This window comes from Pseudomonas sp. B40(2017) (assembly GCF_002112855.1).
GTDB classification, from domain to species: Bacteria; Pseudomonadota; Gammaproteobacteria; order Pseudomonadales; family Pseudomonadaceae; genus Aquipseudomonas; species Aquipseudomonas pharyngis.
The window spans coordinates 449612-472567 of the sequence record NZ_NEIT01000002.1; the positions used below are offsets into that span (position 1 = coordinate 449612).

Annotated in this window: 23 protein-coding genes; 6 read left to right on the top strand and 17 right to left on the bottom strand. The window is 61.9% G+C overall.

The window, feature by feature from the left end; genetic code table 11:
* Positions 1-57: 57 nt before the first annotated feature.
* The 3 genes from alr to dadA form a co-directional block, all read right to left on the bottom strand.
* Complete coding sequence (gene alr / locus CAF76_RS05720; protein ID WP_085647046.1) at positions 58-1131, bottom strand: alanine racemase; 1074 nt, start codon at positions 1129-1131, stop codon at positions 58-60.
* A 95-nt stretch (positions 1132-1226) separates the two neighbouring features.
* Positions 1227-1580, bottom strand: coding sequence for a RidA family protein (locus CAF76_RS05725; RefSeq protein ID WP_039765240.1), 354 nt, complete (start codon positions 1578-1580; stop codon positions 1227-1229).
* Positions 1552-2856 (bottom strand): D-amino acid dehydrogenase, encoded by a 1305-nt coding sequence (dadA, locus tag CAF76_RS05730; protein ID WP_085647047.1) that lies wholly within the window; start codon positions 2854-2856, stop codon positions 1552-1554. Before dadA ends, CAF76_RS05725 begins: the two co-directional genes overlap by 29 nt.
* A gap of 154 nt (positions 2857-3010) precedes the next feature.
* Between dadA and CAF76_RS05735 the strand changes: the two genes are divergently transcribed.
* Complete coding sequence (locus CAF76_RS05735; protein WP_003177284.1) at positions 3011-3499, top strand: Lrp/AsnC ligand binding domain-containing protein; 489 nt, start codon at positions 3011-3013, stop codon at positions 3497-3499.
* A gap of 4 nt (positions 3500-3503) precedes the next feature.
* Here the strand turns inward: CAF76_RS05735 and CAF76_RS05740 are convergent, their stop codons facing one another.
* The gene (locus tag CAF76_RS05740) at positions 3504-3857 is read right to left on the bottom strand and encodes a YkgJ family cysteine cluster protein (protein ID WP_007954485.1); all 354 of its coding nucleotides are present in this window, start codon (positions 3855-3857) and stop codon (positions 3504-3506) included.
* A gap of 145 nt (positions 3858-4002) precedes the next feature.
* Between CAF76_RS05740 and CAF76_RS05745 the strand changes: the two genes are divergently transcribed.
* A complete protein-coding gene (locus CAF76_RS05745) occupies positions 4003-5313 on the top strand; it encodes an FAD-binding oxidoreductase (RefSeq protein ID WP_085647048.1) in 1311 nt (436 codons plus the stop codon).
* 114 nt (positions 5314-5427) lie between these two features.
* On the opposite strand, the gene CAF76_RS05750 is transcribed toward CAF76_RS05745, so the two are convergent.
* On the bottom strand, positions 5428-5673 hold the full coding sequence (locus CAF76_RS05750; protein WP_085647049.1) for a DUF1127 domain-containing protein: 246 nt from the start codon (positions 5671-5673) through the stop codon (positions 5428-5430).
* Between the two features lie 179 nt (positions 5674-5852).
* Between CAF76_RS05750 and CAF76_RS05755 the strand changes: the two genes are divergently transcribed.
* Entirely contained in the window at positions 5853-7274 is a 1422-nt protein-coding gene (locus CAF76_RS05755; RefSeq protein WP_085647050.1) for a PLP-dependent aminotransferase family protein, read from the top strand.
* On the opposite strand, the gene CAF76_RS05760 is transcribed toward CAF76_RS05755, so the two are convergent.
* From CAF76_RS05760 to CAF76_RS05795, 8 genes are all read right to left on the bottom strand, one after another.
* Positions 7271-7798 (bottom strand): hypothetical protein, encoded by a 528-nt coding sequence (locus CAF76_RS05760; RefSeq protein ID WP_085647051.1) that lies wholly within the window; start codon positions 7796-7798, stop codon positions 7271-7273. The genes CAF76_RS05755 and CAF76_RS05760 overlap by 4 nt on opposite strands.
* 13 nt (positions 7799-7811) lie before the next feature.
* On the bottom strand, positions 7812-10235 hold the full coding sequence (locus CAF76_RS05765) for a fimbria/pilus outer membrane usher protein (RefSeq protein WP_085647052.1): 2424 nt from the start codon (positions 10233-10235) through the stop codon (positions 7812-7814).
* The gene (locus tag CAF76_RS05770; RefSeq protein WP_085647053.1) at positions 10235-10945 is read right to left on the bottom strand and encodes a fimbria/pilus chaperone family protein; all 711 of its coding nucleotides are present in this window, start codon (positions 10943-10945) and stop codon (positions 10235-10237) included. The genes CAF76_RS05765 and CAF76_RS05770 overlap by 1 nt, the downstream gene beginning before the upstream one ends.
* 101 nt (positions 10946-11046) lie before the next feature.
* Positions 11047-11697 (bottom strand): DUF1120 domain-containing protein, encoded by a 651-nt coding sequence (locus tag CAF76_RS05775; protein WP_085647054.1) that lies wholly within the window; start codon positions 11695-11697, stop codon positions 11047-11049.
* Between the two features lie 221 nt (positions 11698-11918).
* The gene (locus tag CAF76_RS05780; protein WP_085647055.1) at positions 11919-12461 is read right to left on the bottom strand and encodes a hypothetical protein; all 543 of its coding nucleotides are present in this window, start codon (positions 12459-12461) and stop codon (positions 11919-11921) included.
* A gap of 13 nt (positions 12462-12474) precedes the next feature.
* Positions 12475-14898, bottom strand: coding sequence for a fimbria/pilus outer membrane usher protein (locus tag CAF76_RS05785; RefSeq protein WP_085647056.1), 2424 nt, complete (start codon positions 14896-14898; stop codon positions 12475-12477).
* A complete protein-coding gene (locus CAF76_RS05790) occupies positions 14898-15605 on the bottom strand; it encodes a fimbria/pilus chaperone family protein (RefSeq protein ID WP_085647212.1) in 708 nt (235 codons plus the stop codon). Before CAF76_RS05790 ends, CAF76_RS05785 begins: the two co-directional genes overlap by 1 nt.
* Before the next feature lie 160 nt (positions 15606-15765).
* Entirely contained in the window at positions 15766-16428 is a 663-nt protein-coding gene (locus tag CAF76_RS05795) for a DUF1120 domain-containing protein (RefSeq protein ID WP_085647057.1), read from the bottom strand.
* Positions 16429-16804: 376 nt separating this feature from the next.
* Here CAF76_RS05795 and CAF76_RS05800 point away from each other — a divergent pair, with 376 nt between their 5' ends.
* Positions 16805-18340, top strand: a complete 1536-nt coding sequence (locus CAF76_RS05800) for a phospholipase D family protein (protein ID WP_092163873.1) — start codon at positions 16805-16807, stop codon at positions 18338-18340.
* Between the two features lie 21 nt (positions 18341-18361).
* Here the strand turns inward: CAF76_RS05800 and CAF76_RS05805 are convergent, their stop codons facing one another.
* Both CAF76_RS05805 and CAF76_RS05810 read right to left on the bottom strand, forming a co-directional pair.
* On the bottom strand, positions 18362-19507 hold the full coding sequence (locus tag CAF76_RS05805; protein ID WP_085647058.1) for an MFS transporter: 1146 nt from the start codon (positions 19505-19507) through the stop codon (positions 18362-18364).
* Between the two features lie 184 nt (positions 19508-19691).
* Complete coding sequence (locus CAF76_RS05810) at positions 19692-21185, bottom strand: aldehyde dehydrogenase (RefSeq protein ID WP_085647059.1); 1494 nt, start codon at positions 21183-21185, stop codon at positions 19692-19694.
* Between the two features lie 234 nt (positions 21186-21419).
* Here CAF76_RS05810 and CAF76_RS05815 point away from each other — a divergent pair, with 234 nt between their 5' ends.
* Together CAF76_RS05815 and CAF76_RS05820 are read left to right on the top strand one after the other, a co-directional pair.
* Positions 21420-21782, top strand: a complete 363-nt coding sequence (locus CAF76_RS05815; protein WP_007954453.1) for a cupin domain-containing protein — start codon at positions 21420-21422, stop codon at positions 21780-21782.
* A gap of 160 nt (positions 21783-21942) precedes the next feature.
* Positions 21943-22152 carry a peptidase inhibitor gene (locus CAF76_RS05820; RefSeq protein WP_064600404.1) on the top strand — a complete coding sequence of 70 codons (210 nt, stop codon included), beginning with the start codon at positions 21943-21945 and terminating at the stop codon, positions 22150-22152.
* Between the two features lie 74 nt (positions 22153-22226).
* On the opposite strand, the gene rpmG is transcribed toward CAF76_RS05820, so the two are convergent.
* On the bottom strand, positions 22227-22382 hold the full coding sequence (gene rpmG, locus CAF76_RS05825; RefSeq protein ID WP_003177274.1) for a 50S ribosomal protein L33: 156 nt from the start codon (positions 22380-22382) through the stop codon (positions 22227-22229).
* An 11-nt stretch (positions 22383-22393) separates the two neighbouring features.
* Positions 22394-22627: a 50S ribosomal protein L28 gene (rpmB, locus tag CAF76_RS05830; protein ID WP_003177273.1), complete on the bottom strand. Its 234-nt coding sequence runs from the start codon at positions 22625-22627 to the stop codon at positions 22394-22396.
* Between the last annotated feature and the right edge of the window lie 329 nt (positions 22628-22956).

A 22956-nucleotide genomic window follows, 5' to 3' on the forward strand; every position in this document is an offset into this window, starting at 1 on the left:
GAGCGTTATCATGGCGACAGCGTTCAGTATTTACAACACTTGGGCCCCGCTAGCGCTTCAACCCTCGGAATAGAGCCTTGGCACCCGGCGCAGGTTGCAGAAGATCTGGTACGGAATGGTGTCCGCCCACTTCGCCACATCGCTGGCGAGGATGTTTTTACCCCACAACTCGACGGTCGAACCGAGGCCGGCTTGCGGCACGTCAGTCAGGTCGATGCACAGCATGTCCATCGACACCCGGCCAAGAATGCGGCTGCGCTGGCCGGCCACCAGTACCGGAGTGCCGGTCGGTGCCTGACGCGGGTAACCGTCGGCGTAACCCATGGCGACCACTCCGATGCGCATCGGTTTGTCGGTGATGAACTTCGCGCCGTAACCCACCGGTTCGCCGGCCGGCAGTTCGCGCACGCTGATAACTTTCGATTCCAGGGTCATCACCGGCTGCAGGCGCTCGGCCACGGCGTTGGCTTCTTCGAACGGGGTGGCGCCGTAGAGCATGATGCCCGGACGCACCCAGTCGCTGTGAATCTGCGGCCAGCCCAGCACCGCCGGCGAGTTGCGCAGGCTGACTTCGGCCGCCAGGCCCTGACGCGCGGCTTCGAACACTGCGACCTGATCGGCGCTGCTCTGCTCGTGCAGTTCATCGGCCCGGGCGAAATGGCTCATCAGCACGACTTTCGCTACTTTGCCGCTGGCCAGCAGACGCTGGTAAGCCGCCGGGTAATCCTTCGGATGCAGGCCCACGCGATGCATGCCCGAATCGAGCTTCAGCCACACGGTGATCGGCTTGCTCAACGCCGCCTGCTCGATCGCTTCGAGCTGCCACAGCGAATGCACCACGCACCAGAAATCGTGCTCGATGATCAGCGCCAGCTCGTCCGCCTCGAAAAAGCCTTCGAGCAACAGCACCGGCGCGCGAATCCCGGCAGCACGCAGCTCCAGGGCTTCTTCGATGCACGCCACCGCGAAGCCGTCCGCTTCAGCCTCCAGCGCCTGGGCGCAACGCACCGCGCCATGGCCGTAGGCATCGGCCTTGATCACCGCCAGTGCCTTGGCACCGGTGACTTCACGGGCAATACGGTAGTTGTGACGCAGGGCTTGAAGGTCGATCAGGGCACGGGCAGGACGCATGGCAGCAGACTTCTTGGCGGTCATGGGAATAAAAACCGGCGCTGGCTGACGGCGTGAACCGCCAACAGCACCGGGAGAGGGATCTTTACAACGGGTTACGGCAACGCGGCGACGATGGAGATCTCGACCAGGATGCTCGGCTTGGCCATCTTCGCTTCGACGGTGGCGCGGGCCGGGGCGGCGCCTTTGGGCAGCCACTGATCCCACACCGAATTCATGCCGGCAAAATGCGCCTCGATGTCGTTCAGGTAGATCGTCGCCGACAGCAAATGCTGTTTGTCGGTGCCGGCCAGATCGAGCAGGCGCTCGATGTTGGCGAGGACGTCGCGGGTCTGCTGTTCGACACCGGCGTTGAAGTCATCGCCGACCTGCCCGGACAGATACACCGTACCGTTGTGGCTGACGATCTGACTCATGCGCTCATTGGTGAGCTGGCGCTGGATTGCCATGCTTTGCGGACTCCTGGGTGGTGTTGCCATAACGGGAAATATCGAGACCTTCGGCGCTGATCTGCGGCTTTTTCTTCGCCATCAGGTCGGCCAGCAAGCGACCGGAGCCGCACGCCATGGTCCAGCCGAGAGTGCCGTGACCGGTGTTCAGGAACAGGTTCTTGAACGGGGTGGCGCCAACGATCGGCGTGCCATCCGGGGTGGTTGGACGCAGGCCGGTCCAGAAACTCGCTTCGGCCAGATTGCCGCCCTGAGGATAAAGGTCGTTGACGATCATCTCCAGGGTTTCGCGCCGACGCGGGTTGAGCGACAGGTCAAAACCGGCGATCTCCGCCATGCCGCCGACGCGGATGCGGTTATCGAAACGGGTGATCGCGACCTTGTAGGTCTCGTCGAGAATGGTCGAGGTCGGAGCCATGTCCGGGTTGGTGATCGGCACGGTCAGCGAGTAGCCCTTCAATGGATACACCGGGGCCTTGATGCCCAGCGGCTTGAGCAGTTGCGGGGAGTAGCTGCCGAGGGCCAGCACGTAGCGGTCAGCGGTTTCCAGCTTGCCGTCGATCCACACGCCGTTGATGCGGTCACCGGCGAAGTCGAGGCGCTGGATGTCCTGGCCAAAGCGGAATTCCACACCCAGTTTGGTGGCCATTTCGGCGAGGCGGGTGGTGAAGATCTGGCAGTCGCCGGTCTGGTCGTTCGGCAGGCGCAGAGCACCGGCGAGGATGTCGGTGACACCCGCCAGCGCCGGTTCAACGCGGGCAATGCCGTCGCGGTCGAGCACTTCGAACGGTACGCCGGATTCTTTCAGTACGGCGATGTCTTTGGCGGCGTTATCCAGTTGTGCCTGGGTGCGGAACAACTGGGTGGTGCCGAGGCTGCGGCCTTCGTAGGCGATGCCGGTCTCGGCGCGCAGTTCGTCGAGGCAGTCGCGGCTGTACTCGGACAGACGCACCATGCGCTCCTTGTTCACCGCGTAACGGTTGGCGGTGCAATTGCGCAGCATCTGCGCCATCCACAGGTACTGGTCGATGTCGGCGGTGGCCTTGATCGCCAGCGGCGCGTGGCGTTGCAGCAGCCATTTGATGGCTTTGAGGGGTACGCCCGGCGCAGCCCACGGCGAGGCGTAGCCTGGCGAGACCTGGCCGGCGTTGGCGAAACTGGTCTCCATGGCCGCAGCGGGCTGCCGGTCGACCACCACCACTTCAAACCCGGCACGGGCCAGATAGTAAGCACTGGCGGTACCGATGACGCCGCTACCCAAGACCATAACGCGCATTTTGTATCCCTCATCGCGGCGTGCCGCGTACGTCTGTTGTTAGAGCAATGATGCGCGCAGTGTAAAAAAGATTTGCCAGTGCTTTTCACTGTATAAGCGCCTATATTTGGCGACAATTCTCGGCAAAAACCCTTTTCACGGAGGCGCATCCCCTATGCGTACCAACACTCAGACCAAACGTGAGCTGGACAAGATCGACCGCAACATCTTGCGGATCCTGCAGGCGGACGGGCGGATTTCATTCACCGAACTGGGCGAAAAGGTCGGGCTCTCCACCACGCCGTGTACCGAGCGGGTACGGCGCCTGGAGCGCGAGGGGATCATCATGGGCTACAACGCCCGCCTGAATCCGCAGCACTTGAAGGGTAGTCTGCTGGTGTTCGTCGAGATCAGCCTCGACTACAAATCCGGCGATACTTTCGAAGAGTTCCGACGCGCGGTGCTGAAATTGCCCCACGTACTGGAGTGCCACTTGGTGTCAGGGGATTTCGACTATCTGGTGAAGGCGCGGATTTCCGAGATGGCCTCGTACCGCAAGCTGCTGGGCGACATCCTGCTCAAGCTGCCGCATGTGCGCGAGTCCAAGAGCTACATCGTGATGGAAGAAGTGAAAGAGAGCCTGAGCCTGCCGATTCCGGACTGATCGCTCAAACCAGCACTTGCCGATTTTCGGCCATGTACTCGAACACTTGCTTCTCGACCCGCGGGTGAATCAGCTCCACCGGTCGTCGGCCGTTGGGGCACGGCAAGGTCTGCGTCGTACCGAACAACCGGCAAATCAGTGGCCGTTCGTCATACACCGTGCAGCCGTTCGGCCCCAGGTGTACACAGTTGAGCTCTTCCATGGCCGCGTCTTGCTCGGCGCGGGTCTTGCGCGGCAGGCGGGACATTTCCTCGGGCGAAGTGGTCACTGGCCCGCAGCAGTCATGACAGCCCGGCACGCACTCGAACGTGGGAATCTGCTGACGCAGGGTGCGGATTTTCTGACTGTTGCAGCTCATTGCAGCGGTAACCGGAGCGAAATAGGCGGCAATTGTGCCGCAAAAGCCGTGATCCAGACACCACGGGCCGACCAATGTTGCCCGGCCTCGGGCCTGCGGCTTATGCTCCGTCAAATTTTCTCGACACCCGCTCAGGATGACGCCCATGAATGCCCGCGCCCACGCCTCCGCGAGCCAACCCCACGTTGCCTCTTATTACGCCGCCAGCAGCCTGCCGCAACCCGACCATCCGGTGCTGCAAGGTGAACTGATCGCGGACGTGTGCGTGGTCGGTGGCGGTTTCTCCGGGCTGAACACCGCGCTGGAACTGGTGGAGCGCGGCTTAAGCGTCGTGTTGCTGGAGGCGCACCGGATCGGCTGGGGCGCCAGCGGTCGCAACGGCGGGCAACTGATTCGCGGGGTCGGTCACGGCCTCGATCAATTCGCCAACGTGGTCGGCACCGACGGCGTACGTCAGATGAAACTCATGGGCCTGGAAGCGGTGGAAATCGTCCGCCAGCGCGTCGAAAAATTTCAGATCCCCTGCGACCTGACCTGGGGTTACTGCGACCTCGCCAACAAACCTTCCGACCTTGAAGGTTTTGCCGAAGACGCCGAAGAGCTGCGCAGCCTCGGTTACCGCTACGAAACCCGCCTGCTGCAAGCGAACGAAATGCACACCGTGGTCGGCTCCAAACGCTACGTCGGCGGCCTGATCGACATGGGCTCCGGGCATCTGCACCCACTGAACCTGGCACTCGGCGAAGCCGCAGCAGCGCAGCAACTGGGGGTGAAGCTGTTCGAACAATCGGCGGTCACCCGCATCGACTACGGCCCTGAAGTCCGGGTGCACACCGCACAAGGTTCGGTGCGGGCGAAAACCCTGGTGCTCGGCTGCAACGCCTATCTCGATGACCTCAATCCGCAACTCAGCGGCAAGGTGCTGCCGGCCGGCAGCTACATCATTGCCACCGAACCGCTGAGCGAAGAACAGGCCCACGCCCTGCTGCCACAGAACATGGCGGTCTGCGACCAGCGGGTGGCGCTGGATTACTATCGGCTCTCGGCGGACCGGCGCCTGCTGTTCGGCGGCGCCTGCCATTATTCGGGGCGTGACCCAAAAGACATCGGCGCGTACATGCGGCCCAAAATGCTGGAAGTGTTTCCGCAACTGGCCTCGGTGAAGATTGATTATCAATGGGGCGGGATGATCGGCATCGGCGCCAACCGTCTGCCGCAGATTGGCCGGCTCGCGGAGCAGCCGAACGTGTATTACGCCCAGGCCTATTCCGGCCATGGCGTGAATGCCACACATTTGGCGGGCAAGCTGCTGGCCGAAGCCATCAGCGGACAGCAAAGCGGCGGTTTCGACCTGTTCGCCAAAGTGCCACACATCACCTTCCCCGGTGGCAAGCATCTGCGCTCGCCGCTGCTGGCGTTGGGGATGTTGTGGCATCGCCTTAAAGAGTTGGTCTGATACTTTTGCAGCGCCATTGATGACGCCTTCGCGAGCAGGCTCGCTCCCACTTTGCAATGCATATCCCTGTGGGAGCGAGCCTGCTCGCGAATGGGCTTCATGAGTTCCGAAGATTCAGATCCGCCAGAACGGCTTCAATCCCTCCTCCAGCGCCTGCTCGCGGGTCAGCCCGATATCCTTGAGCTGTTCCGGCGTCAGGCGCAGCAACGCCTTGCGCGTGTGCAGACGATGCCAGAACAGGTCCCAGCGACTCAGGCCGGACGGTGCGTTGCACATGCTCTCGTTGCGCGCATTGTCCTGTTGCCCTGCCCTCAGTTCCTGACTGTGTAACGTCAGCCGCACATCGCTCAAGCCGTTCATTTTGATTGCTCCTGTTTACTTGGGTAGCCAGAGATTCCATGATGCGCGGGCGAGCAAAAGCATTACAGATTCAACAGATTTGTATTAATTCCATACAGATTGATCGTCTCAAGCTCTGAATTGTCGATTTTTGCCGCATCTGTACCGGTTTACCGAATCACCTGCACCGAGGCAGTGTCATGACCCTGTATGTAAACCTTGCCGAACTGCTCGGCACGCGCATCGAACAAGGCTTCTACCGCCCCGGCGACCGACTGCCGTCGGTGCGCGCCTTGAGCGTCGAACACGGGGTCAGCCTGAGCACGGTGCAGCAGGCCTATCGCATGCTGGAAGACAGCGGCCTGGCCACGCCGAAACCCAAGTCCGGGTACTTCGTGCCGGTCGGTCGCGAGTTGCCGGAACTGCCGGCGGTGGGGCGTCCGGCGCAGCGGCCGGTGGAGATTTCCCAGTGGGATCAGGTGCTGGAACTGATTCGCGCCGTGCCGCGCAAGGACGTGGTGCAGCTGGGTCGCGGCATGCCGGACATCTCGTCGCCGACGATGAAACCGCTGCTGCGCGGACTGGCCCGTATCAGCCGCCGTCAGGACATGCCCGGTCTGTATTACGACAACATCCACGGCACTCTCGAATTGCGTGAACAGATCGCCCGGCTGATGCTCGATTCCGGCTGCCAGTTGAGCGCCAGCGATCTGGTGGTCACCACCGGTTGCCACGAAGCGCTATCCACCAGCATCCACGCGATCTGCGAGCCCGGCGACATCGTCGCGGTGGATTCGCCGAGCTTCCACGGCGCCATGCAGACCCTAAAAGGCCTGGGCATGAAAGCCCTGGAAATCCCCACCGACCCGCTCACCGGCATCAGCCTCGAAGCGCTGGAACTGGCGCTGGAACAATGGCCGATCAAGGTCATCCAGCTCACGCCCAACTGCAACAACCCGCTCGGCTACATCATGCCGGAGTCGCGCAAACGTGCCCTGCTCAACCTGGCCCAGCGCTTCGACGTGGCGATCATCGAGGACGATGTGTATGGCGAACTGGCCTACACCTATCCACGTCCGCGCACGATCAAATCCTTCGACGAAGACGGCCGCGTGCTGCTGTGCAGTTCGTTCTCCAAGACCCTGGCGCCGGGCCTGCGCATTGGCTGGGTCGCGCCCGGCCGCTATCTCGAGCGGGTGCTGCACATGAAATACATCAGCACTGGCTCCACGGCACCGCAACCGCAGATCGCCATCGCCGAATTTCTCAAGGCCGGGCACTTCGAACCGCATTTGCGGCGGATGCGCACGCAATACCAGCGCAATCGCGACGTGATGATCGATTGGGTGACGCGCTACTTCCCGGCCGGCACCCGCGCCAGCCGCCCGCAGGGCAGCTTCATGCTCTGGGTCGAACTGCCGGAAGGTTTCGATACGCTGAAACTGAACCGTGCGCTGCACGATCAAGGCGTACAGATTGCCGTCGGCAGCATCTTTTCCGCCTCGGGCAAATATCGCAATTGCCTGCGCATGAACTACGCGGCCAAACCGACGCCGCTGATCGAAGAAGCAGTGCGCAAGGTCGGCGCGGCGGCGATCAAGCTGTTGGCCGAGGCCGATTAATCCACCATAAAGGCGCCCTGACCTTCAAACTGCACCGGATCGACAGGGCGGCTTGAGGCGTCATCGACCCGCGCATCCAGCTCCAGCTCCACTTCCAGCAGACTGCCCTGGATACCGGCGTCCGCCCGCCATGGAACAGCGTGAATGCCCGGTCGCAGGAAATCACCTTCGACCGGTTGGCCGCTGTCCAGGCGCCAGTGCACCGCCGCACCGTCGACACGAGCAGCCACGATACGCAGTTGCAACGTGCCCGCCGCCCAACGGAAACGTTGCGGATCGGCGGGGGGCGCGACAAATGCCCAGCGCATCAAGCGCACGTCGGGACAGTGCACCCGCAAGTGCACGCTGCGCAAACCAAAGCCCGGGCCCCGGCCATCAAGCGCCGTGCGTTGCAGCAGGTCGGCGCGCGTTGCGCTACCCAGGTTCACGCTCGCGGGCGACAGACTCGACTGACACGTCTCGGCGCCGAACGCCTGTTGAAATACCAGACACAGCAACACGATCCAAATCGGCAGAAATTTCATCAGATGCACTCGTTCAGGACAGCTCGGCCGGCGCGCAGGTGGCATCGACCCGCTCGATGAGCGCGCTGTCTTCAGGGGATTCGGGAAGCGGGAAACGCAACACGCACCGCGTGTTGTCAGGGAGCTGCACATGCAGGCGCTGACCCGCTTTTGCGTCGGGCAGAAAAATCGTTCCGGCGTCCTGGACCGTCGTCAGGTAGCGCCCCTGTTCATCGTGAACGCTCAGTCCCTTGGCCAGCCATTGCCGGTCGACGGTCATCGCATTCAGCAACAATCGCCGGACCGTGACGAGAGAGAAGTCCAGATGCTGCACCGACCCTCGTGCCGGCTGCACCTCTTTCACCCCGTCGAGCACTTCAACGTTGCGCGACAGGCTGAGCGGGTCGACTTCCAGCCGTGCCGTCGACCAGGCCGGCAGGCTCGCCGCGACTGCGTGGCCCGAGCCATCGGTCCAAACCGGCCCTTGAGGCGTGTTCAGTTTCACGCCCGATCGATCACCGGCCTTGAGTACGCCGAAAGTATCGCGCAGGGGATAGGGCGACAACGTTGCGCCACCGCGATGCAGTGCCACACCACCGCGCAGCCCCACGTCGTAATCGGTCGCCCCGGATCGCTGGCCGACGCCAACGTCCAGGCTGGTGTAGCGCGGCAGGGCATTGAAGCGCACGCCATAGCTCGCTGCCGCCTCATCGCGGTATTCAGCGTTGGCGCTGTAGGCCAGGTTTTCCCCCAGCACATCGCTGACGGCCACGCCCCGACGCAGACCGGATCGATCATCACGGCGCAAATAGCCCCGCAGTCTTCGCTGGCCACCCAGCGCCATTCCCAGTGTCAGGTAAGCGGAATTGCCCAGGCGATCGGGCGCCGTATCGCCGATAGCACGTTCCAGGTTCAACGACAGGCTGATGCGCTCAGGCAATGTACGCGACCAGGACAGACCAAGACGCGACTGCGACGGTTCACCCTGGGTCGAATATCGCGACCAGGTCGCTCCAAACGCGCCCCATTGATCCACCGAACCGGTGAGAGAAAACACCAGGTGATCGCGACCGGGAGACTCAGCCCGGTGAAGCGCCTGATTCCAACCGGTGTCTGACAGCGTGCGAAAATTCCGACTCTGGCGCACCGCAACCAGACTCGTCGACAGGTGCTCGGACAGCGGCGCACTGAGCGTCAGCTGCGTCTGGCTGCCTCCCGCGCCACTGGAGCGGTCATCGGACAGCACCTGCTTCACGCCCAGTGCGTAGCCGCCGGCCCATTGTCGTTGCAGGCCCCAGCCTGTCGACAGGTAGTCGGTTGCCGCGAGCACACCGGCGGTCAGTCGGGTGGCCTGCCCCCAATCCCAATCCTTGCTGAACGCCGTGAAAGAAGGCGTCTGTCGGTCGTCCGAGCCCAGCCGTCGCACCGTGCCCAGCGCGAAGTTGAACCCGCTCGGCCCGGCCCATTGCGCTTCGTGGAGACTGGGCGCCGGCACGCGCAAGCGCCGCGCCTGCCCATCCTGCTCGTGCACAGTCAGGTCCAGATCAATCTGATTGCTCAGCAGCGGCAGCGCTCGCAGCGTGAACGGTCCACTCGGCACCATGGTGGTGTAGATCATCACGCCGTTCTGCCGGACTTCGATGCGGGCCGGCGAATACGCGACACCTTCCACCTGCCCCCGCGCGCCGTCCTGCGCCGTTCGCAACTGGGTGAATGCCGCTTCCGGCAGGATCTGCACACCGTTGAATGGTTCACCGGCAAACAAGGTCGACGCGAGATTCAATTGACCGACCTGCAGGCTGGCTTCGGCGTCTTCCAGGGTTCGCGCACCGTAGGCATACAGGTGCTCGAACCGCGATTTGCCGGAGGTCGACGTGTAAGACTGCCGACTGCGCAATACCCAATCCCCGGCGTTCACGCCGACCTCTGAGCCCAGGCTTTGAAACCTGTCGTGTTGACCTTCATGCTGACTGCCGACCATCAACGCGTCGTAGTTGAAAACGCCGGCCACTCCGCCATGAGCGAAGTTGTTGGGCGCTCGTTCCGGCAGCATCAGACGGTCGGTCGGTACCAGCAGATCAATCCGTTCGCGTCCCGGATCCAGATGCGCGACCGCTTCGGGAAATCCCTCCACCAACGTCGTGCACTGCTCCGGTCGCAACTTGGCCATTGAGGGTGGAGGGTGTACTCCGGCAGCGTTCAGCCATTGGGGTTGCAGGCACAATTCTCCGCGCTCGTTGAATGACACCCGCACACGGCCTCTGGCCTGTCCGTTGACCTCAAGCGCCACGGAATGCTCGCCTTGGGCGAAGCGCGGCGCCTCCCGAAAGTACGCCGCTAGCGCAGGGTCGATGCCGCGTTCCCTCAACACTTGAGCGTCGAACTCCAGTGACTCGGCCGCCAGCACGGTGCCGTTGACCGCCAGCAGCAACACGCCCCAACGAACGCAGACCTTCATCAGCGGGTTACCGGCGCGTCGTAATGGTCGACCGCAAAGCCGTAGGTGGTGGCCGGAAAAATCCTCACTACCATCGTCTGAGCCGAGGCGTGCAAGGGGAAATCGGCGCGCAGTCGCTCGCCGGGCAAGATGTAGGTCTTCGGCAGGTTAACCGAGCGGGTGCCCGGCAGAGGCACAATGGTTTTCGCCAGCCGAACCACATAGGGGCTCGGATTGACGACCTGCACACCAGCGGCATCCATTGACCAGGTCAGCCGTTTCCAGGGCTCGCGCTCCACCGGCAATCCGGCGGGGCGCAGAATCACCGGCAGGTTCTGACGGACACCGAGACTGACCCGCGCTCCGGCGGCATCACTGGCCGGCTGGATCCCCTCGAAGATCACCCGCTTCAGGCGTTCAGTCTTCAACGGTTGCTGACTTTGCAGAATGAATCGCACTTGCTGAATGCCGCCCGGTTCGACACGAGCGATGGGCGGGGTAAAGACCAGCAGTACATCGTCGCTGTCCTCGATATTCTCGACGGTGGTGTGCAGCAATGCGGGGCGCGTATCGGTATTGCGCACATTCATTACCGCTTCACCCATACCCTCCTCCACCAACAGCACCGGCGTCTGCGGAACCATTCCGGCGGCGTGGGCCAGCGGCACTGAAAGCCATGCGAACAGGCACAGCGCTGCAGTCTTGAGAGCAGACTTGAAAGAAATGAGCATCGGGATAATCCGTGAAATCCTGGATGCGGCCCGGCAAATGCCGGACCGCGCTCGCGTGTGCCAGCCGGTCCCGGTGCCTGAGAGACACCGGGACGCTGTCATCAGAGGTAGAACATGTCGAACGTCACGGAGCCGTCCAGCGGGATTTCGTTGGCAATCGGCAGGGCGTTGCTTGGGCCGATGATCGGCAGCAGGTGCATCGGGAAACCGTGATGACGAGCGGCAACCGGACCGGTCGCAGCGCTGGCGCCCCACGAGTACAGTTGCGGCGCATTGCTGACCAGCGTGCTGGTCGGCACACGCCATGCCGGGGCCGCCAGCGTCCGGGTCAGCAGCGTCTGGGCATTGCCGTCGGTCTCCGGGATGCCATGGCGCAAGGCGAAACCACCAATAGGCGTACCGTTGATTTCGCCCAGCCCGAAAAACAGTGCCGGATCACTCTGACCGGCACCATCACTGATGCCGGGCAACTTGGTGCCGGCCCGGTTGTCACGCACCGACACTTCCACGGGGGCCGGTGCGTCGCAATTGATGTGCAGGGACACATCGCGACCGGCCAACAGGGTCTGTGTGGTCGTATTCAACGTCGCCGCCGAAATCTTGCGCAGATCCACCGTGCCGCCACCGGCAAAGGCCGGAATGCAGGAGGTCGGAATAATGGTGCCGATGACATTCAGGTCAACGCTTTCTGCCATTGCCATTGTTGGCAGCAGCGCCGCCGCCAGTACTGCAAGACGGTATGTCTTTTTCATAAGCCGTAATCTTCCATTTGATGAACAGTTCAGTCCCTACAAACCTGGTATGTAAGTAAGCGGGCTGATGATTGCGGCTTATGAGAGATAAATCTGTAGGAAACGGGAGCGCTTAAACAACGAAATCACGACTGGTTTAATAGGTAATTTGAGCTTGGTGGCGGGATCCTACGCTGCCGTGGTCGGATGCTTTGAACCGCCATGTCTACAGGGCTCGAGTTTCAGTGCGCCTGAAAGCGCAAATCGATCCCGAACCGGGTCAGATCGGCAACCCGGGTCTGCGCTGACCTGACCCGCCCTTCAAGTTCCACTTCGACGTCCATGCGCTGTCCCTCCAGCCCTACGCCCGCTCGCGCCGGAATCAGGCTTTGCCCGGCGGGCCAGACAGCCGCACCGGATGCCGCACCCGGTTCAAAACCGAGCCACTGCACAGCGTTGCCATCCACCCGGACAGCCACCACTTGAACCCTCAACACCCCGGCGCCAAAGCGATAGTCGACGGCTTCCGCCGCTGGCGCGACCAGGTCAAGTCGCAACGGTTGTGTCCGCTCACACTGAACGGTGATCTGTACCCGTCGGCGCCCGAAACTCAACTGGTCATTCTCTATGGGCTGTTGCAGCAACTGACCGCGCGTCATCGCTCCAAAATCGACGGAAGGCTGCCCCAGCCTGACTGCACAGCCCGCCTGCGCCTTTGCCTGATCGGCAATAAATGCGGTACTGAGCAATGCCAGACCGATCGTGCCGGTTTTCAAACGCCGCATGCTGACTGACTCCTTAAACCGCTTGGCAGGTGGCTTGCGCCGTTTCGTACAGCGACTGCGTGTCGGCTTGTTCGTCGATGCTGTAGATCAACCGGCAGCGACTGCCATCGGGCAACACCACATGCAAATTCGTGTCGGGCAGGACATCGGGCAAAAAGATCGTGCCGGCTTCCAGCACGTTGGTGATGTACTGTCCCTGCGCGTCGAAAACCGCTCCCCCCTTGCTCAGAAGCACGTTGTCGGCAGTGCGCGCCTGTAACAGCAGGCGCCGCGCAGTGACCATCTCGAATGCAAGGTGCGCTACCGCACCACGCCCGGCTTCGACTTCCTGGTAAGCGTTGTGCACATCGACATTGCGCCCCAGGCTGGCCGTGTCGAGTTCGACCCGTCCCTTGCTGTACGCCGGCAGACTCGCCGCCACGGCGTGCCCGGCATAATCGGTCCAGACCGGGCCGCGCGGGGTATTGAGCTTGACTCCCGCACTGTCGCCGGCCTTGAGCAAGGCGAAGGTTTCGCGTAGCGGATAAGGCGACAGGGTCACGCCTTCACCATGCAGCAACGCACCGCCGCGCAGGCCGATGTCATAGTTCTGGTTACCGGCCCCGCTGCGGGAATAGCCCATGTCCATCTGACTGTAGCGGGGCAACAGATTGACCCGCCCGTTGAACCCGGCGCGGCCTTCATCCGGTCGCTCGGCGCCGATGCTATAGGCCAGGGTATCGCTCAGTTGCTCATTGAACCGCAGGCCGCTGCGAGTGCCGCTCGCGTCGTCGTTGCGCACATAGCTGCGCAACGTCTGCCGGACACCTAACGGCAGACTGACACTCAGATAGGCTGCCGTACCGCGAGCATCGTTCGAATCCCCCGCGACATCGCGCTCAACCGTGAATGTCACACCGGCTCGCCGAATGCTCTGCGACCAGGCCAGGGCGACTCTTGAAGTGGCCGTCCCGTCAAACAGGGAGAACCGCGAATAGCTGGCGGAAAAGCCACCGAACAGCGGGCTGCTGGTGCTGAGATTTGCTGTCAGCTGATTGCGCATCCGCTGAAAAGGCTGATCATTGCGCGAGTCCCAGGTGGTATCCGAGAGAGTGCGAAACCCCTGAGTCTGCCGGGTCAGCGCAACACTCGCCGACAGCCTGTCATTCAGAGGACCGCCGGCCGTCCACTGCAACTGCGTGCCGGATGCAGCCTGATCCTGCGCCCGGGAAACCAACTGCCGGCCCCCCAGTACCAGTCGATTGCCGACGCTGCCCTGCATCGCCCAGCCCACCGACTCATAACCTGTGCCGAGCATGGCGCCGGCCGTGACCTGCCCACGCTGGCCCAGCCGCCAGTCCTTGCTGGCAGCGGCGAAGGACGGCGCATCACGTTCATCATCGGCATAGCGTCGCACTTGGCCGGCCGCCAGCCCATAACCAGCCGCTCGCCCCGTCATTGCGCCTCGCAGCTGCGTCGCCGGCACAATGAAGCGCCGCTGTTGCCCGTCCTCCTCATGCACCGTCACTTCCAGGTCCACGCTCTGACTGAGCAACGGCAAACCGACCAGGGTGAACGGGCCACCGGGGACCACCGTGGTGTAGATCAGCGCACCGTTTTGCGTGACTTCGATTCGTGCGGCGGAATAGGCAATACCTTCTACCCGCGCACCGGAGCTGTCATCGTCCAGCGCCATCAGGGCCAGTTCCGGCTGTACCTGAATGCCATTGAAGGCCTCACCGGAAAACAACGGGGAAGCCATGTTCAACTGACCCATCTGCAGGTTGGCCTGATAGCGCTCCGAGGTGTGCGAGGCATAGGCATACAGGTGCTCGAGGCGATCCTGACCGGCGAAATCGCTGTACACCTGACGACTGCGAAACGACCAGTCCGCAGCATTAAACCCAAGCTCGGTATTCAGATTGCGGAACTGCGAAGACTGTCCGGTAAAACGGCTGCCGAGCAGCAAGGCGTCATAGTTGAACAGGCCTGCCGCGCCCCCGTTGAGGAAACTGCGGCGGGCCGGGCGATCAGGCATCACCGCCTCGGTGGGCACCAGCAGTGCGACATGCCCCTGCGAGGGATCGGTTTGCACTATCGCGCCAGGAAAGTACCTGACGAACAGCACGCATCCCGTCCCACCCGCCGACTCGATTCGAGTGGCGGCTCTGATGCCGCCCCTTTCCAACAGTGACGGCGTGAAACACAACTCGCCTTCGGCATCGAATACGACCTGCATCCGCCCCTTGGGAACGCCGTTGACCGACAGGGCTACCGCCTGCTCGCCCTCGCGAAAGCGCGGCGCCTGGCTGAAGTACTCGGCCAGACGCGGGTCCAGCCCGCGTGATTTCAGTACATCCTGATTGAACTGCACGGACACACGCTCGGTGCTTCTGGCGATCGGAGCGGCACTCAGAATGATCATCAGCGCCGCGCCGGCCAGACAATATCGCTGCATCAATCCGTCACCAACGGAGCGTCGAAATGCGCAATGGCGAAGCCGTACGTAGTGACGGGAAACAGTCGCACCTGGAGCTGCGAACGGCTCGATTCAGCCGTCCCGCTCAGGGTCAGCTGCTCGCCAGGCAACACATAGGTGCGCCCCAGATCCATCTCTTTGTCACCAGGCAACAACATCACCGAATGGCCCAGCCGCACCACATACGGGCTGGGATTGCGCACCGTTATCTCGGAGCCTTGTCGTGACCAGACCAAATGTTTCCAGGGCTCACGGTCGATCGGCAATTTCGCCGGACGCAGGATCGCCGGGATGTTCTGGCGCACACTCAGGCTGACCTGCGCCTTGCCCGTCGCATCCTGCGGCGCGATGCCTTCGAACACCACCCGCTTGAGACGCTCGGTCTTCAGCGGTTCGGCGCTGCGCAAAATGAATCGCACACGCTGTGTGGCCCCGGGCTCGACCCGGGCGACCGGCGGTGTCAGAAGGAGCAAGGGTTCGGTGTCTTGCGGCACGTCCTCGACAGAGGTGTGCAACAGCGCCGGATGGGGCTCGCTGTTGAACACATTGATCCCCGCCTCGCCCAGTCCTTCATCGAGCACCAGGACCGGTGTTTCGGGAACCATCCCCGCCGCCCGGATCGACCCGGACCCCAATAAGAGCACCAGCAATGCAGCGGTGATGGCATTGCGCGCGAAGGCGTTCATGTCGTTGTCCACAGGCGAGCGCGCAGCCGGCAGCAACGCCGGGCCACGAGCCAGCCGATCAGGTTGATAGGAAATGACAGGCCACACAAAGGCCGAGCCTGTCGGGAGTCACTGCAAAACCCTGTTGCGCCTCAAACCCGGCACAATCACGCGCGCTCCTTCAGAGGTAAAGCAACTCGAACGTAGCCGACCCGTTCAGTGCGAACTCGGAGGTGATCGGCAAGCTCGACGACGGACCGATGACGGGAACCAGGGTCATGGGGAACGTATGGACAATGCCCGGCGTCGGACCTGCCGCCAGCGAAGCCCCCCACGAATACCGCAGGTTGCCGCCCTCAGTGTTTTTCCCGACCAGCGTTGCCGTATCGGGAGTGTCCCAGTTGGCCATGTCTCCTTGCTTGTACAGGATCATCGACGGCTGACCGTCGACGGTGGGTGTGCCGAACCGCAGGCCGTAGCCACCGATCTTCGCCCCGGCCACTTCACCGATGCCGTAGATGTACATGGACCAGTCGTAGCCGTCGATGACAATCCCGGGCCGCTGCGTATGGGACTGGTTGTCATGCACCTTGATCGCCATGGGCGCGGCTGCGGAGCAGCTGACGCTCAGCGTGATGTTGCGGTTCTGCAGTTCGGTCTGCCGATCCCGGTTCAGAGAACCGGCGGAAATGTCACCCAGATCGACGGTGTTGCCGCCGGCGAAGGTCGGTGTACAGGAGGTCGGAACGATGGTGCCCGTGATCGTCAGATCCGCGCTGTCGGCCATGACCCAGGCCGGTGACAGGGCGCTTGCGACAGCAATTGCACGAAAGGTCTTGCGCATGAAAATTCTCACTCCATAAGAATCGAAAGATGACAGCCAGCTGCGCTTCTTCTGCTGTAAAACAGGAAACTTCCTGCCTCAAAATCAGCGTTGTCATTATTCCAATTGTTTCCCGGCAGCGATGTAAGGCGACGGCGCGATTCGCACCGGAAAAATCGCTGCAAGGCGTAGCTGATGTGAGCCGGAAAAATCGTCAATTCGTTTAAGAACTCTCGCTTTCCCGACAGTCATAAGCTACAAGCCGCTCTGGTCCAGGGCTCGGATTGACTGACCGTCGAACGGATAACACGCTGCGCACGCCGTGCCATACTCCTGACCTCGCCCACACCCGGAACGATCCGACTTGAGCTCAAGACATTCCCTGCCATTTGCACTGATGTTCGTCCTGCTGCTCGCCGGGTGCGCCTCACTGGATGTTCCACGAGAACCCAGCCAGACCCTGCCAGCCAACGGATCGGCATTCGGCCGTTCGATCCAGGCCCAGGCGGCGCCCTACAAGGGCCAGTCCGGTTTTCGCCTGCTGTCCAACAGTACCGAAGCCTTTACCGCCCGCGCCGAGCTGATCCGCAACGCACAAAGCAGCCTCGATTTGCAGTACTACATCGTCCATGACGGCATCAGCACCCGAATGCTGGTGGAAGAATTGTTGAAGGCTGCCGACCGTGGCGTGCGGGTGCGGATCCTGCTGGACGACACCACCAGCGACGGTCTCGACCTCATCATCGCCACACTGGCGGCGCATCCACAGATCCAGATCCGTCTGTTCAATCCGCTGCACCTGGGGCGCAGCACCGGCGTGACCCGGGCGGCCGGGCGGCTGTTCAACCTGTCGCTGCAACATCGGCGCATGCACAACAAGTTGTGGCTGGCGGACAACAGTGTGGCCATCGTCGGCGGGCGCAATCTGGGCGATGAATACTTCGATGCCGAGCCCAACCTGAACTTCACCGACATCGACATGCTCAGTGTCGGGCCGGTCGCCGAACAGCTCGGGCACAGTTTCGACCAGTACTGGAACAGTGCCCTGAGCAAGCCGATCGACGAATTCCTCTCCAGCAAACCCACGGCCAAAGACCTGCAGAACACCCGCACGCGCCTGGAAGAATCCCTGGAAGAGACCCGCAAACAGAATCACGCGCTGTATCAGCAGTTGATGACTTACCGCACCGCTCCGCGCATGGACGTCTGGCGCCGGGAGCTGATCTGGGCCTGGAATCAGGCGTTGTGGGATGCGCCGAGCAAGGTGCTGGCCAAGGGCGAGCCCGATTCGCAGCTGCTGCTGACCACACAACTGGCGCCGGAGCTCACCGGTGTCAGCAAAGAACTGGTGATGATTTCTGCCTATTTCGTGCCGGGACAACCGGGGCTGGTCTACCTGACCGGCCGCGCCGATGCGGGCGTGTCGGTAAGCCTGCTGACCAACTCGCTGGAAGCCACCGACGTGCCGGCGGTGCACGGCGGTTATGCGCCGTATCGCAAGGCGTTGCTGGAACATGGCGTGAAGCTGTTTGAGCTGCGGCGCCAGCCTGGGGATAACGATGGCAGCGGCCCGCACCTGTTTTACAGCAAGTCCTATCGCGGCTCGGATTCGAGCCTGCACAGCAAGGCGATGATCTTCGACGGCAAAAAATCGTTCATCGGCTCGTTCAATTTCGACCCGCGCTCGGTGCTGTGGAACACCGAAGTCGGGGTGCTGGTGGACAGCCCCGAACTGGCGGCGCACGTGCGCGAACTGGCCTTGCAGGGCATGGCGCCGGCGCTCAGCTACGAAGCGAAACTGCAGGACGGAAAAGTGGTGTGGGTCACCGAGGACAATGGCCAGATGCACACGCTGACCAAGGAGCCCGGCAACTGGTGGCGGCGCTTCAATGCGTGGTTCAGCACCACCGTGGGACTGGAGCGGATGCTGTAGCAACCCGCTCCAGCCGCCTCATCAAGCGGGCTCCGGCACCTTGCCGAACACCCCTTGTCGCGACAGCAGAATCACTAGCCCGAACGCGCCGGCCGCCATCAGCCACGGCAACGCATGTCCGCTGATCCACTGGCTGCCCGCGCCCGCCATCAACGGCCCGATCAGACAACCGACACCCCACAGCTGCGCGACATGCGCATTGGCGCGCACCAGCGCATCGTCGCGGTAACGCTCGCCAATCAGAATCAGCGAAAGCGTGAACAGACCACCGGCACTGGCGCCGAACAGCACCCACAGCGGCCAGATCAGCAAGGTGTCGAGCAGCATCGGGATCGCCAGGCTCGACAGCATCAGCACCACGGCGCAGCCGGTGAACAGGGTCCGTCGCGACAGGTAGTCGGCCAGTGCACCGATGGGCAATTGCAGCAGCGCATCGCCCACCACCACAGTGCTGACCATCGCCAGCGCGATTTCAGCGGTGAAGCCCTGTTGCAGGCAATACACCGGCAACAGCGTCAGGATCATCGCTTCGAACGCGGCGAACAGTGACACCGCCCAGGCGATGGCCGGCAGTTCGCGAGCGAAGCCCCACAGATCGCCGAAGGTCACGCTGCTGGCCTCGCTGCTCGGCGCACCGCTGCGGCCCAGCAGCAGAAGCGGCGATACGATCAACAGGCCAACACCGACCCAGAAACCATAATCGCGATCAGTGCCCAGCGCGCCCAACAGCAACGGACCGGACAGTTGGCTCAACGCGTAACTACTGCCGTACAGCGCCACCAGTCGCCCACGCCACTGCTCGACCACCAGTTGATTGATCCAGCTCTCGCCAAGGATGAAGACGATGGTCAGAGCCACGCCGATCATCAGCCGCAGGACCAGCCAGATCGGGTAGCTCGGCAGCAGCGCCAGCAAGCCGATGGACAGCGCCCCTGCCCACAGGCACAGGCGCATCAGGTTCGCCGTGCCGAAGTGCGCGGCCAGATGACTGGAAACCTTCGCCCCCAGCAACACGCCAATGGCCGGCATCGCCGCCATCACGCCAATGGCGAACGAGCCGTAGCCCCAGCCCTCCAGGCGCAACGACACCAGCGGCATGCTGACCCCCAGGGCCAGACCAACACTCAAGACAGACGCCAACACGGCGAAATACGTCGCCCAACGCATGGTCCACGCTCCTGTGGATATTTTTTGTGTTCACACAAAACCAATGTGGGAGCGGGCTTGCTCGCAAATGCAGTCTGACAGTCGACATTGATGCTGACTGACACACCGCCTTCGCGAGCAAGCCCGCTCCCACAGGGATCCTTGTACCGTTCGGGAGCCCGCCTCGGCGGGCTCCCTCAGCGATTTACAGCTTGATCCAGGTCGCCTTCAGCTCGGTGTATTTGTCGAACGCGTGCAGCGACTTGTCGCGGCCGTTGCCCGACTGCTTGAAGCCGCCAAACGGTGCGGTCATGTCGCCGCCATCGTACTGATTGACCCACACGCTGCCGGCCCGCAGGGCCTTGGCGGTCAGGTGCGCCTTGGAAATGTCCTGGGTCCACACCGCTGCCGCCAGGCCGTAAGGCGTGTCGTTGGCGATGTTGATCGCTTCCTCGGCGGTATCGAAGGCAATGACCGACAGCACCGGGCCGAAGATCTCTTCCTGGGCAATCTTCATCGCGTTGCTCACACCGTCGAAGATCGTCGGCTCGACGTAGGTGCCACCGGTTTCCTGAAGAATGCGCTTGCCGCCGACCACCAGTTTGGCGCCATCGGTGTGGCCCGACTCGATGTAGGACAGCACGGTATTCATCTGCTGGGTGTCGACCAACGCGCCAACGTTGGTGGCCGGATCCAGCGGGTTGCCCGGTTTCCAGGTTTTCAGCGCCTCGATCACCATCGGCAGGAATTTGTCCTTGATCGAACGCTCGACCAGCAGACGGGAACCTGCGGTGCAGACTTCGCCCTGGTTGAAGGCGATGGCGCTGGCGGCAGATTCGGCGGCGGCTTGCAGGTCCGGTGCATCGGCAAACACGATGTTCGGGCTCTTGCCGCCGGCTTCCAGCCAGACGCGCTTCATGTTCGATTCGCCGGAATAGATCATCAGTTGCTTGGCGATCTTGGTCGAACCGGTGAACACCAACGTGTCGACGTCGTTATGCAGCGCGAGCGCCTTGCCGACGGTGTGGCCGTAGCCCGGCAGCACGTTCAGCACGCCTTTCGGGATGCCGGCCTCGACCGCCAGTTCGGCGATGCGGATGGCGGTCAGCGGGGATTTTTCCGACGGTTTGAGGATCACCGAGTTACCGGTCGACAGTGCCGGCCCGAGTTTCCAGCAGGCCATCATCAGCGGGAAGTTCCACGGCACGATGGCCCCGACCACGCCAACCGGCTCACGTGTTACCAGACCCAGTTGATCGTGCGGGGTAGCGGCGACTTCGTCGTAGATCTTGTCGATCGCTTCACCGCTCCAGCTCAGCGCTTGCGCGGCACCCGGCACGTCGATGTACAGCGAATCGCTGATCGGCTTGCCCATGTCGAGGGTTTCGAGCAGGGCCAGTTCTTCGGCATGCTGCTTGAGCAGGCCGGCGAAACGGATCATGGTGGCTTTGCGTTTGGTCGGCGCCAGGCGCGACCAGACGCCGGAATTGAAGGTGGCGCGGGCGTTTTCCACGGCGCGCTGGGCGTCAGCGGCGTCACAACTGGCAATCTTGCCCAGCAAACGGCCATCGACCGGGCTGATGCACTCGAAGGTCTCGCCGGAGACGGCATCGGTGTACTCGCCATTGAGGTAGGCGCGGCCTTCGATCTTCAGGTCGCGGGCGCGTTGTTCCCAGTCGGCACGAGTCAGGGTGGTCATTCGAGTGTCCTCCTCTTGTTCAATACGAGCGCCGCGATCGTCGCGGTCGTTCTCGGGAATACTGCCCGGCCAGCCTGCTTTCGGCCCGAGGCATCCGCCACCCTAAACCAGCGGCCGGGGTTGTTTCAATATATTTGACATAAGGCGGTTATAGCGCCTTGCGGCGTTCAATTTAATCAACATAGACTTTGCCCCTTTCAAGCCACCGCGCCGTCATCACGGGAGAAAACAACAATGAACATCCAGAACGTCGTCGACATCAGCCTGACCACAACCGAAGCCGAACGCTATCGCCCGGACCCGGCCAAAGTACTCAAGGGCGATCCCGAGCAGGCGGTGTTCAACCAGTACGACAGCCCATGTGGGCAAATGGGCGTTGGCGTTTGGGAAGGTGCGGTCGGGCAGTGGACGGTGAATTACACCGAACATGAATACTGCGAAATCCTGCAAGGTGTTTCAGTGCTGCGTGACGGTGAAGGCAATGCAAAGACCCTGCGTGTCGGCGACCGCTTCGTGATTCCGGCCGGTTTCCGTGGCACCTGGGAAGTGCTGGAAGCGTGCCGCAAGGTCTATGTGATCTTCGAACAGAAGGCCTGATCCGACACAAGTGGTGACTACACGAGTAAGACGCGTGCAGTGCTTCTGAGTGAAACTTCGCGGCAGCGCTCATACATCGGGCAATTTCCTACCGAGGCAGGATGTCTCGGCAGGACTGACCGGCGAGCGCTCCCAACCGAATGGAACGCAAGGAGGCACCATGCCTGATTTCTGCAATATCAACGCCGCGCAATTTGCTGTCGGCCAAGTCGCCACCCCAGAGACCCTGAGCGCTATCCGCACTGCGGCCGGCGTTCAGAAACATCGACTGGAACGGCCGGAGGACTTGTTCAATCTCCTGCCCAAACCTGACCGGATCAGGGTGCTGGTCAACGATCGCAATGAGATCGATGAACTGATCTGCGGCTGATTGCTAATCGCCAGGCAACAAAAAAGGCCCGTATCGTGAGATACGGGCCTTTTTCGTAAGTCGGGAAAAATCAATTACTTGATTTTGCCTTCCTTGTAGATCACGTGCTTGCGAACAACCGGATCATATTTCTTGATCTCGATTTTGTCCGGGGTAGTACGCTTGTTCTTGTCGGTAGTGTAGAAGTGACCAGTACCGGCGCTCGAGATCAAACGAATCAATTCACGCATGATTAGCTCCCTTAAACCTTGCCGTCGCGACGCAGCTCGGCCAGCACAACGCTGATGCCACGCTTGTCGATGATACGCATGCCTTTGGCGGAAACGCGCAGGCGTACGAAACGTTTCTCTTCTTCAACCCAGAAGCGGTGATGCTGCAGGTTCGGCAGGAAACGACGACGGGTTTTGTTGTTTGCGTGGGAAATGTTGTTCCCAGTCACCGGACCCTTACCGGTAACTTGACATACTCTAGACATGCCTCAGCCCTCTAAAACCACATGCCCAACCCGGCATGGGTTGGCCGCTTAATCTCTAGTCATTGTGGCGCCAGGCGCCGCGATTCTTTAGAGGTCTTACCGGCTACACCTACAAGCGAAGGAACCGGGCCCCTAGAAAAGAGCGCTGCTTTATACCAGAAAGACCACGGAGCAACAACTTTCCGTGCGCAAAGAATGGCTAAAAAGCCGCTTTTCCCGGCCGCAAGCGCCTTGGGCAAAGGCTGCCGGCAATTTTTACCATTCGTCGAAGAAAATCGGCCATGCCCGCAATCGAGACTTTTCCCGCCATCTCTTCCGACAAATCCTTA

Bases quoted from the DNA above. Each gene is read 5' to 3' on its own strand.
- alr (WP_085647046.1), bottom strand. From the start codon at position 1,131: ATGCGTCCTGCCCGTGCCCTGATCGACCTTCAAGCCCTGCGTCACAAC.
- CAF76_RS05725 (WP_039765240.1), bottom strand. From the start codon at position 1,580: ATGGCAATCCAGCGCCAGCTCACCAATGAGCGCATGAGTCAGATCGTC.
- dadA (WP_085647047.1), bottom strand. From the start codon at position 2,856: ATGCGCGTTATGGTCTTGGGTAGCGGCGTCATCGGTACCGCCAGTGCT.
- CAF76_RS05735 (WP_003177284.1), top strand. From the start codon at position 3,011: ATGCGTACCAACACTCAGACCAAACGTGAGCTGGACAAGATCGACCGC.
- CAF76_RS05740 (WP_007954485.1), bottom strand. From the start codon at position 3,857: ATGAGCTGCAACAGTCAGAAAATCCGCACCCTGCGTCAGCAGATTCCC.
- CAF76_RS05745 (WP_085647048.1), top strand. From the start codon at position 4,003: ATGAATGCCCGCGCCCACGCCTCCGCGAGCCAACCCCACGTTGCCTCT.
- CAF76_RS05750 (WP_085647049.1), bottom strand. From the start codon at position 5,673: ATGAACGGCTTGAGCGATGTGCGGCTGACGTTACACAGTCAGGAACTG.
- CAF76_RS05755 (WP_085647050.1), top strand. From the start codon at position 5,853: ATGACCCTGTATGTAAACCTTGCCGAACTGCTCGGCACGCGCATCGAA.
- CAF76_RS05760 (WP_085647051.1), bottom strand. From the start codon at position 7,798: ATGAAATTTCTGCCGATTTGGATCGTGTTGCTGTGTCTGGTATTTCAA.
- CAF76_RS05765 (WP_085647052.1), bottom strand. From the start codon at position 10,235: ATGAAGGTCTGCGTTCGTTGGGGCGTGTTGCTGCTGGCGGTCAACGGC.
- CAF76_RS05770 (WP_085647053.1), bottom strand. From the start codon at position 10,945: ATGCTCATTTCTTTCAAGTCTGCTCTCAAGACTGCAGCGCTGTGCCTG.
- CAF76_RS05775 (WP_085647054.1), bottom strand. From the start codon at position 11,697: ATGAAAAAGACATACCGTCTTGCAGTACTGGCGGCGGCGCTGCTGCCA.
- CAF76_RS05780 (WP_085647055.1), bottom strand. From the start codon at position 12,461: ATGCGGCGTTTGAAAACCGGCACGATCGGTCTGGCATTGCTCAGTACC.
- CAF76_RS05785 (WP_085647056.1), bottom strand. From the start codon at position 14,898: ATGCAGCGATATTGTCTGGCCGGCGCGGCGCTGATGATCATTCTGAGT.
- CAF76_RS05790 (WP_085647212.1), bottom strand. From the start codon at position 15,605: ATGAACGCCTTCGCGCGCAATGCCATCACCGCTGCATTGCTGGTGCTC.
- CAF76_RS05795 (WP_085647057.1), bottom strand. From the start codon at position 16,428: ATGCGCAAGACCTTTCGTGCAATTGCTGTCGCAAGCGCCCTGTCACCG.
- CAF76_RS05800 (WP_092163873.1), top strand. From the start codon at position 16,805: ATGTTCGTCCTGCTGCTCGCCGGGTGCGCCTCACTGGATGTTCCACGA.
- CAF76_RS05805 (WP_085647058.1), bottom strand. From the start codon at position 19,507: ATGCGTTGGGCGACGTATTTCGCCGTGTTGGCGTCTGTCTTGAGTGTT.
- CAF76_RS05810 (WP_085647059.1), bottom strand. From the start codon at position 21,185: ATGACCACCCTGACTCGTGCCGACTGGGAACAACGCGCCCGCGACCTG.
- CAF76_RS05815 (WP_007954453.1), top strand. From the start codon at position 21,420: ATGAACATCCAGAACGTCGTCGACATCAGCCTGACCACAACCGAAGCC.
- CAF76_RS05820 (WP_064600404.1), top strand. From the start codon at position 21,943: ATGCCTGATTTCTGCAATATCAACGCCGCGCAATTTGCTGTCGGCCAA.
- rpmG (WP_003177274.1), bottom strand. From the start codon at position 22,382: ATGCGTGAATTGATTCGTTTGATCTCGAGCGCCGGTACTGGTCACTTC.
- rpmB (WP_003177273.1), bottom strand. From the start codon at position 22,627: ATGTCTAGAGTATGTCAAGTTACCGGTAAGGGTCCGGTGACTGGGAAC.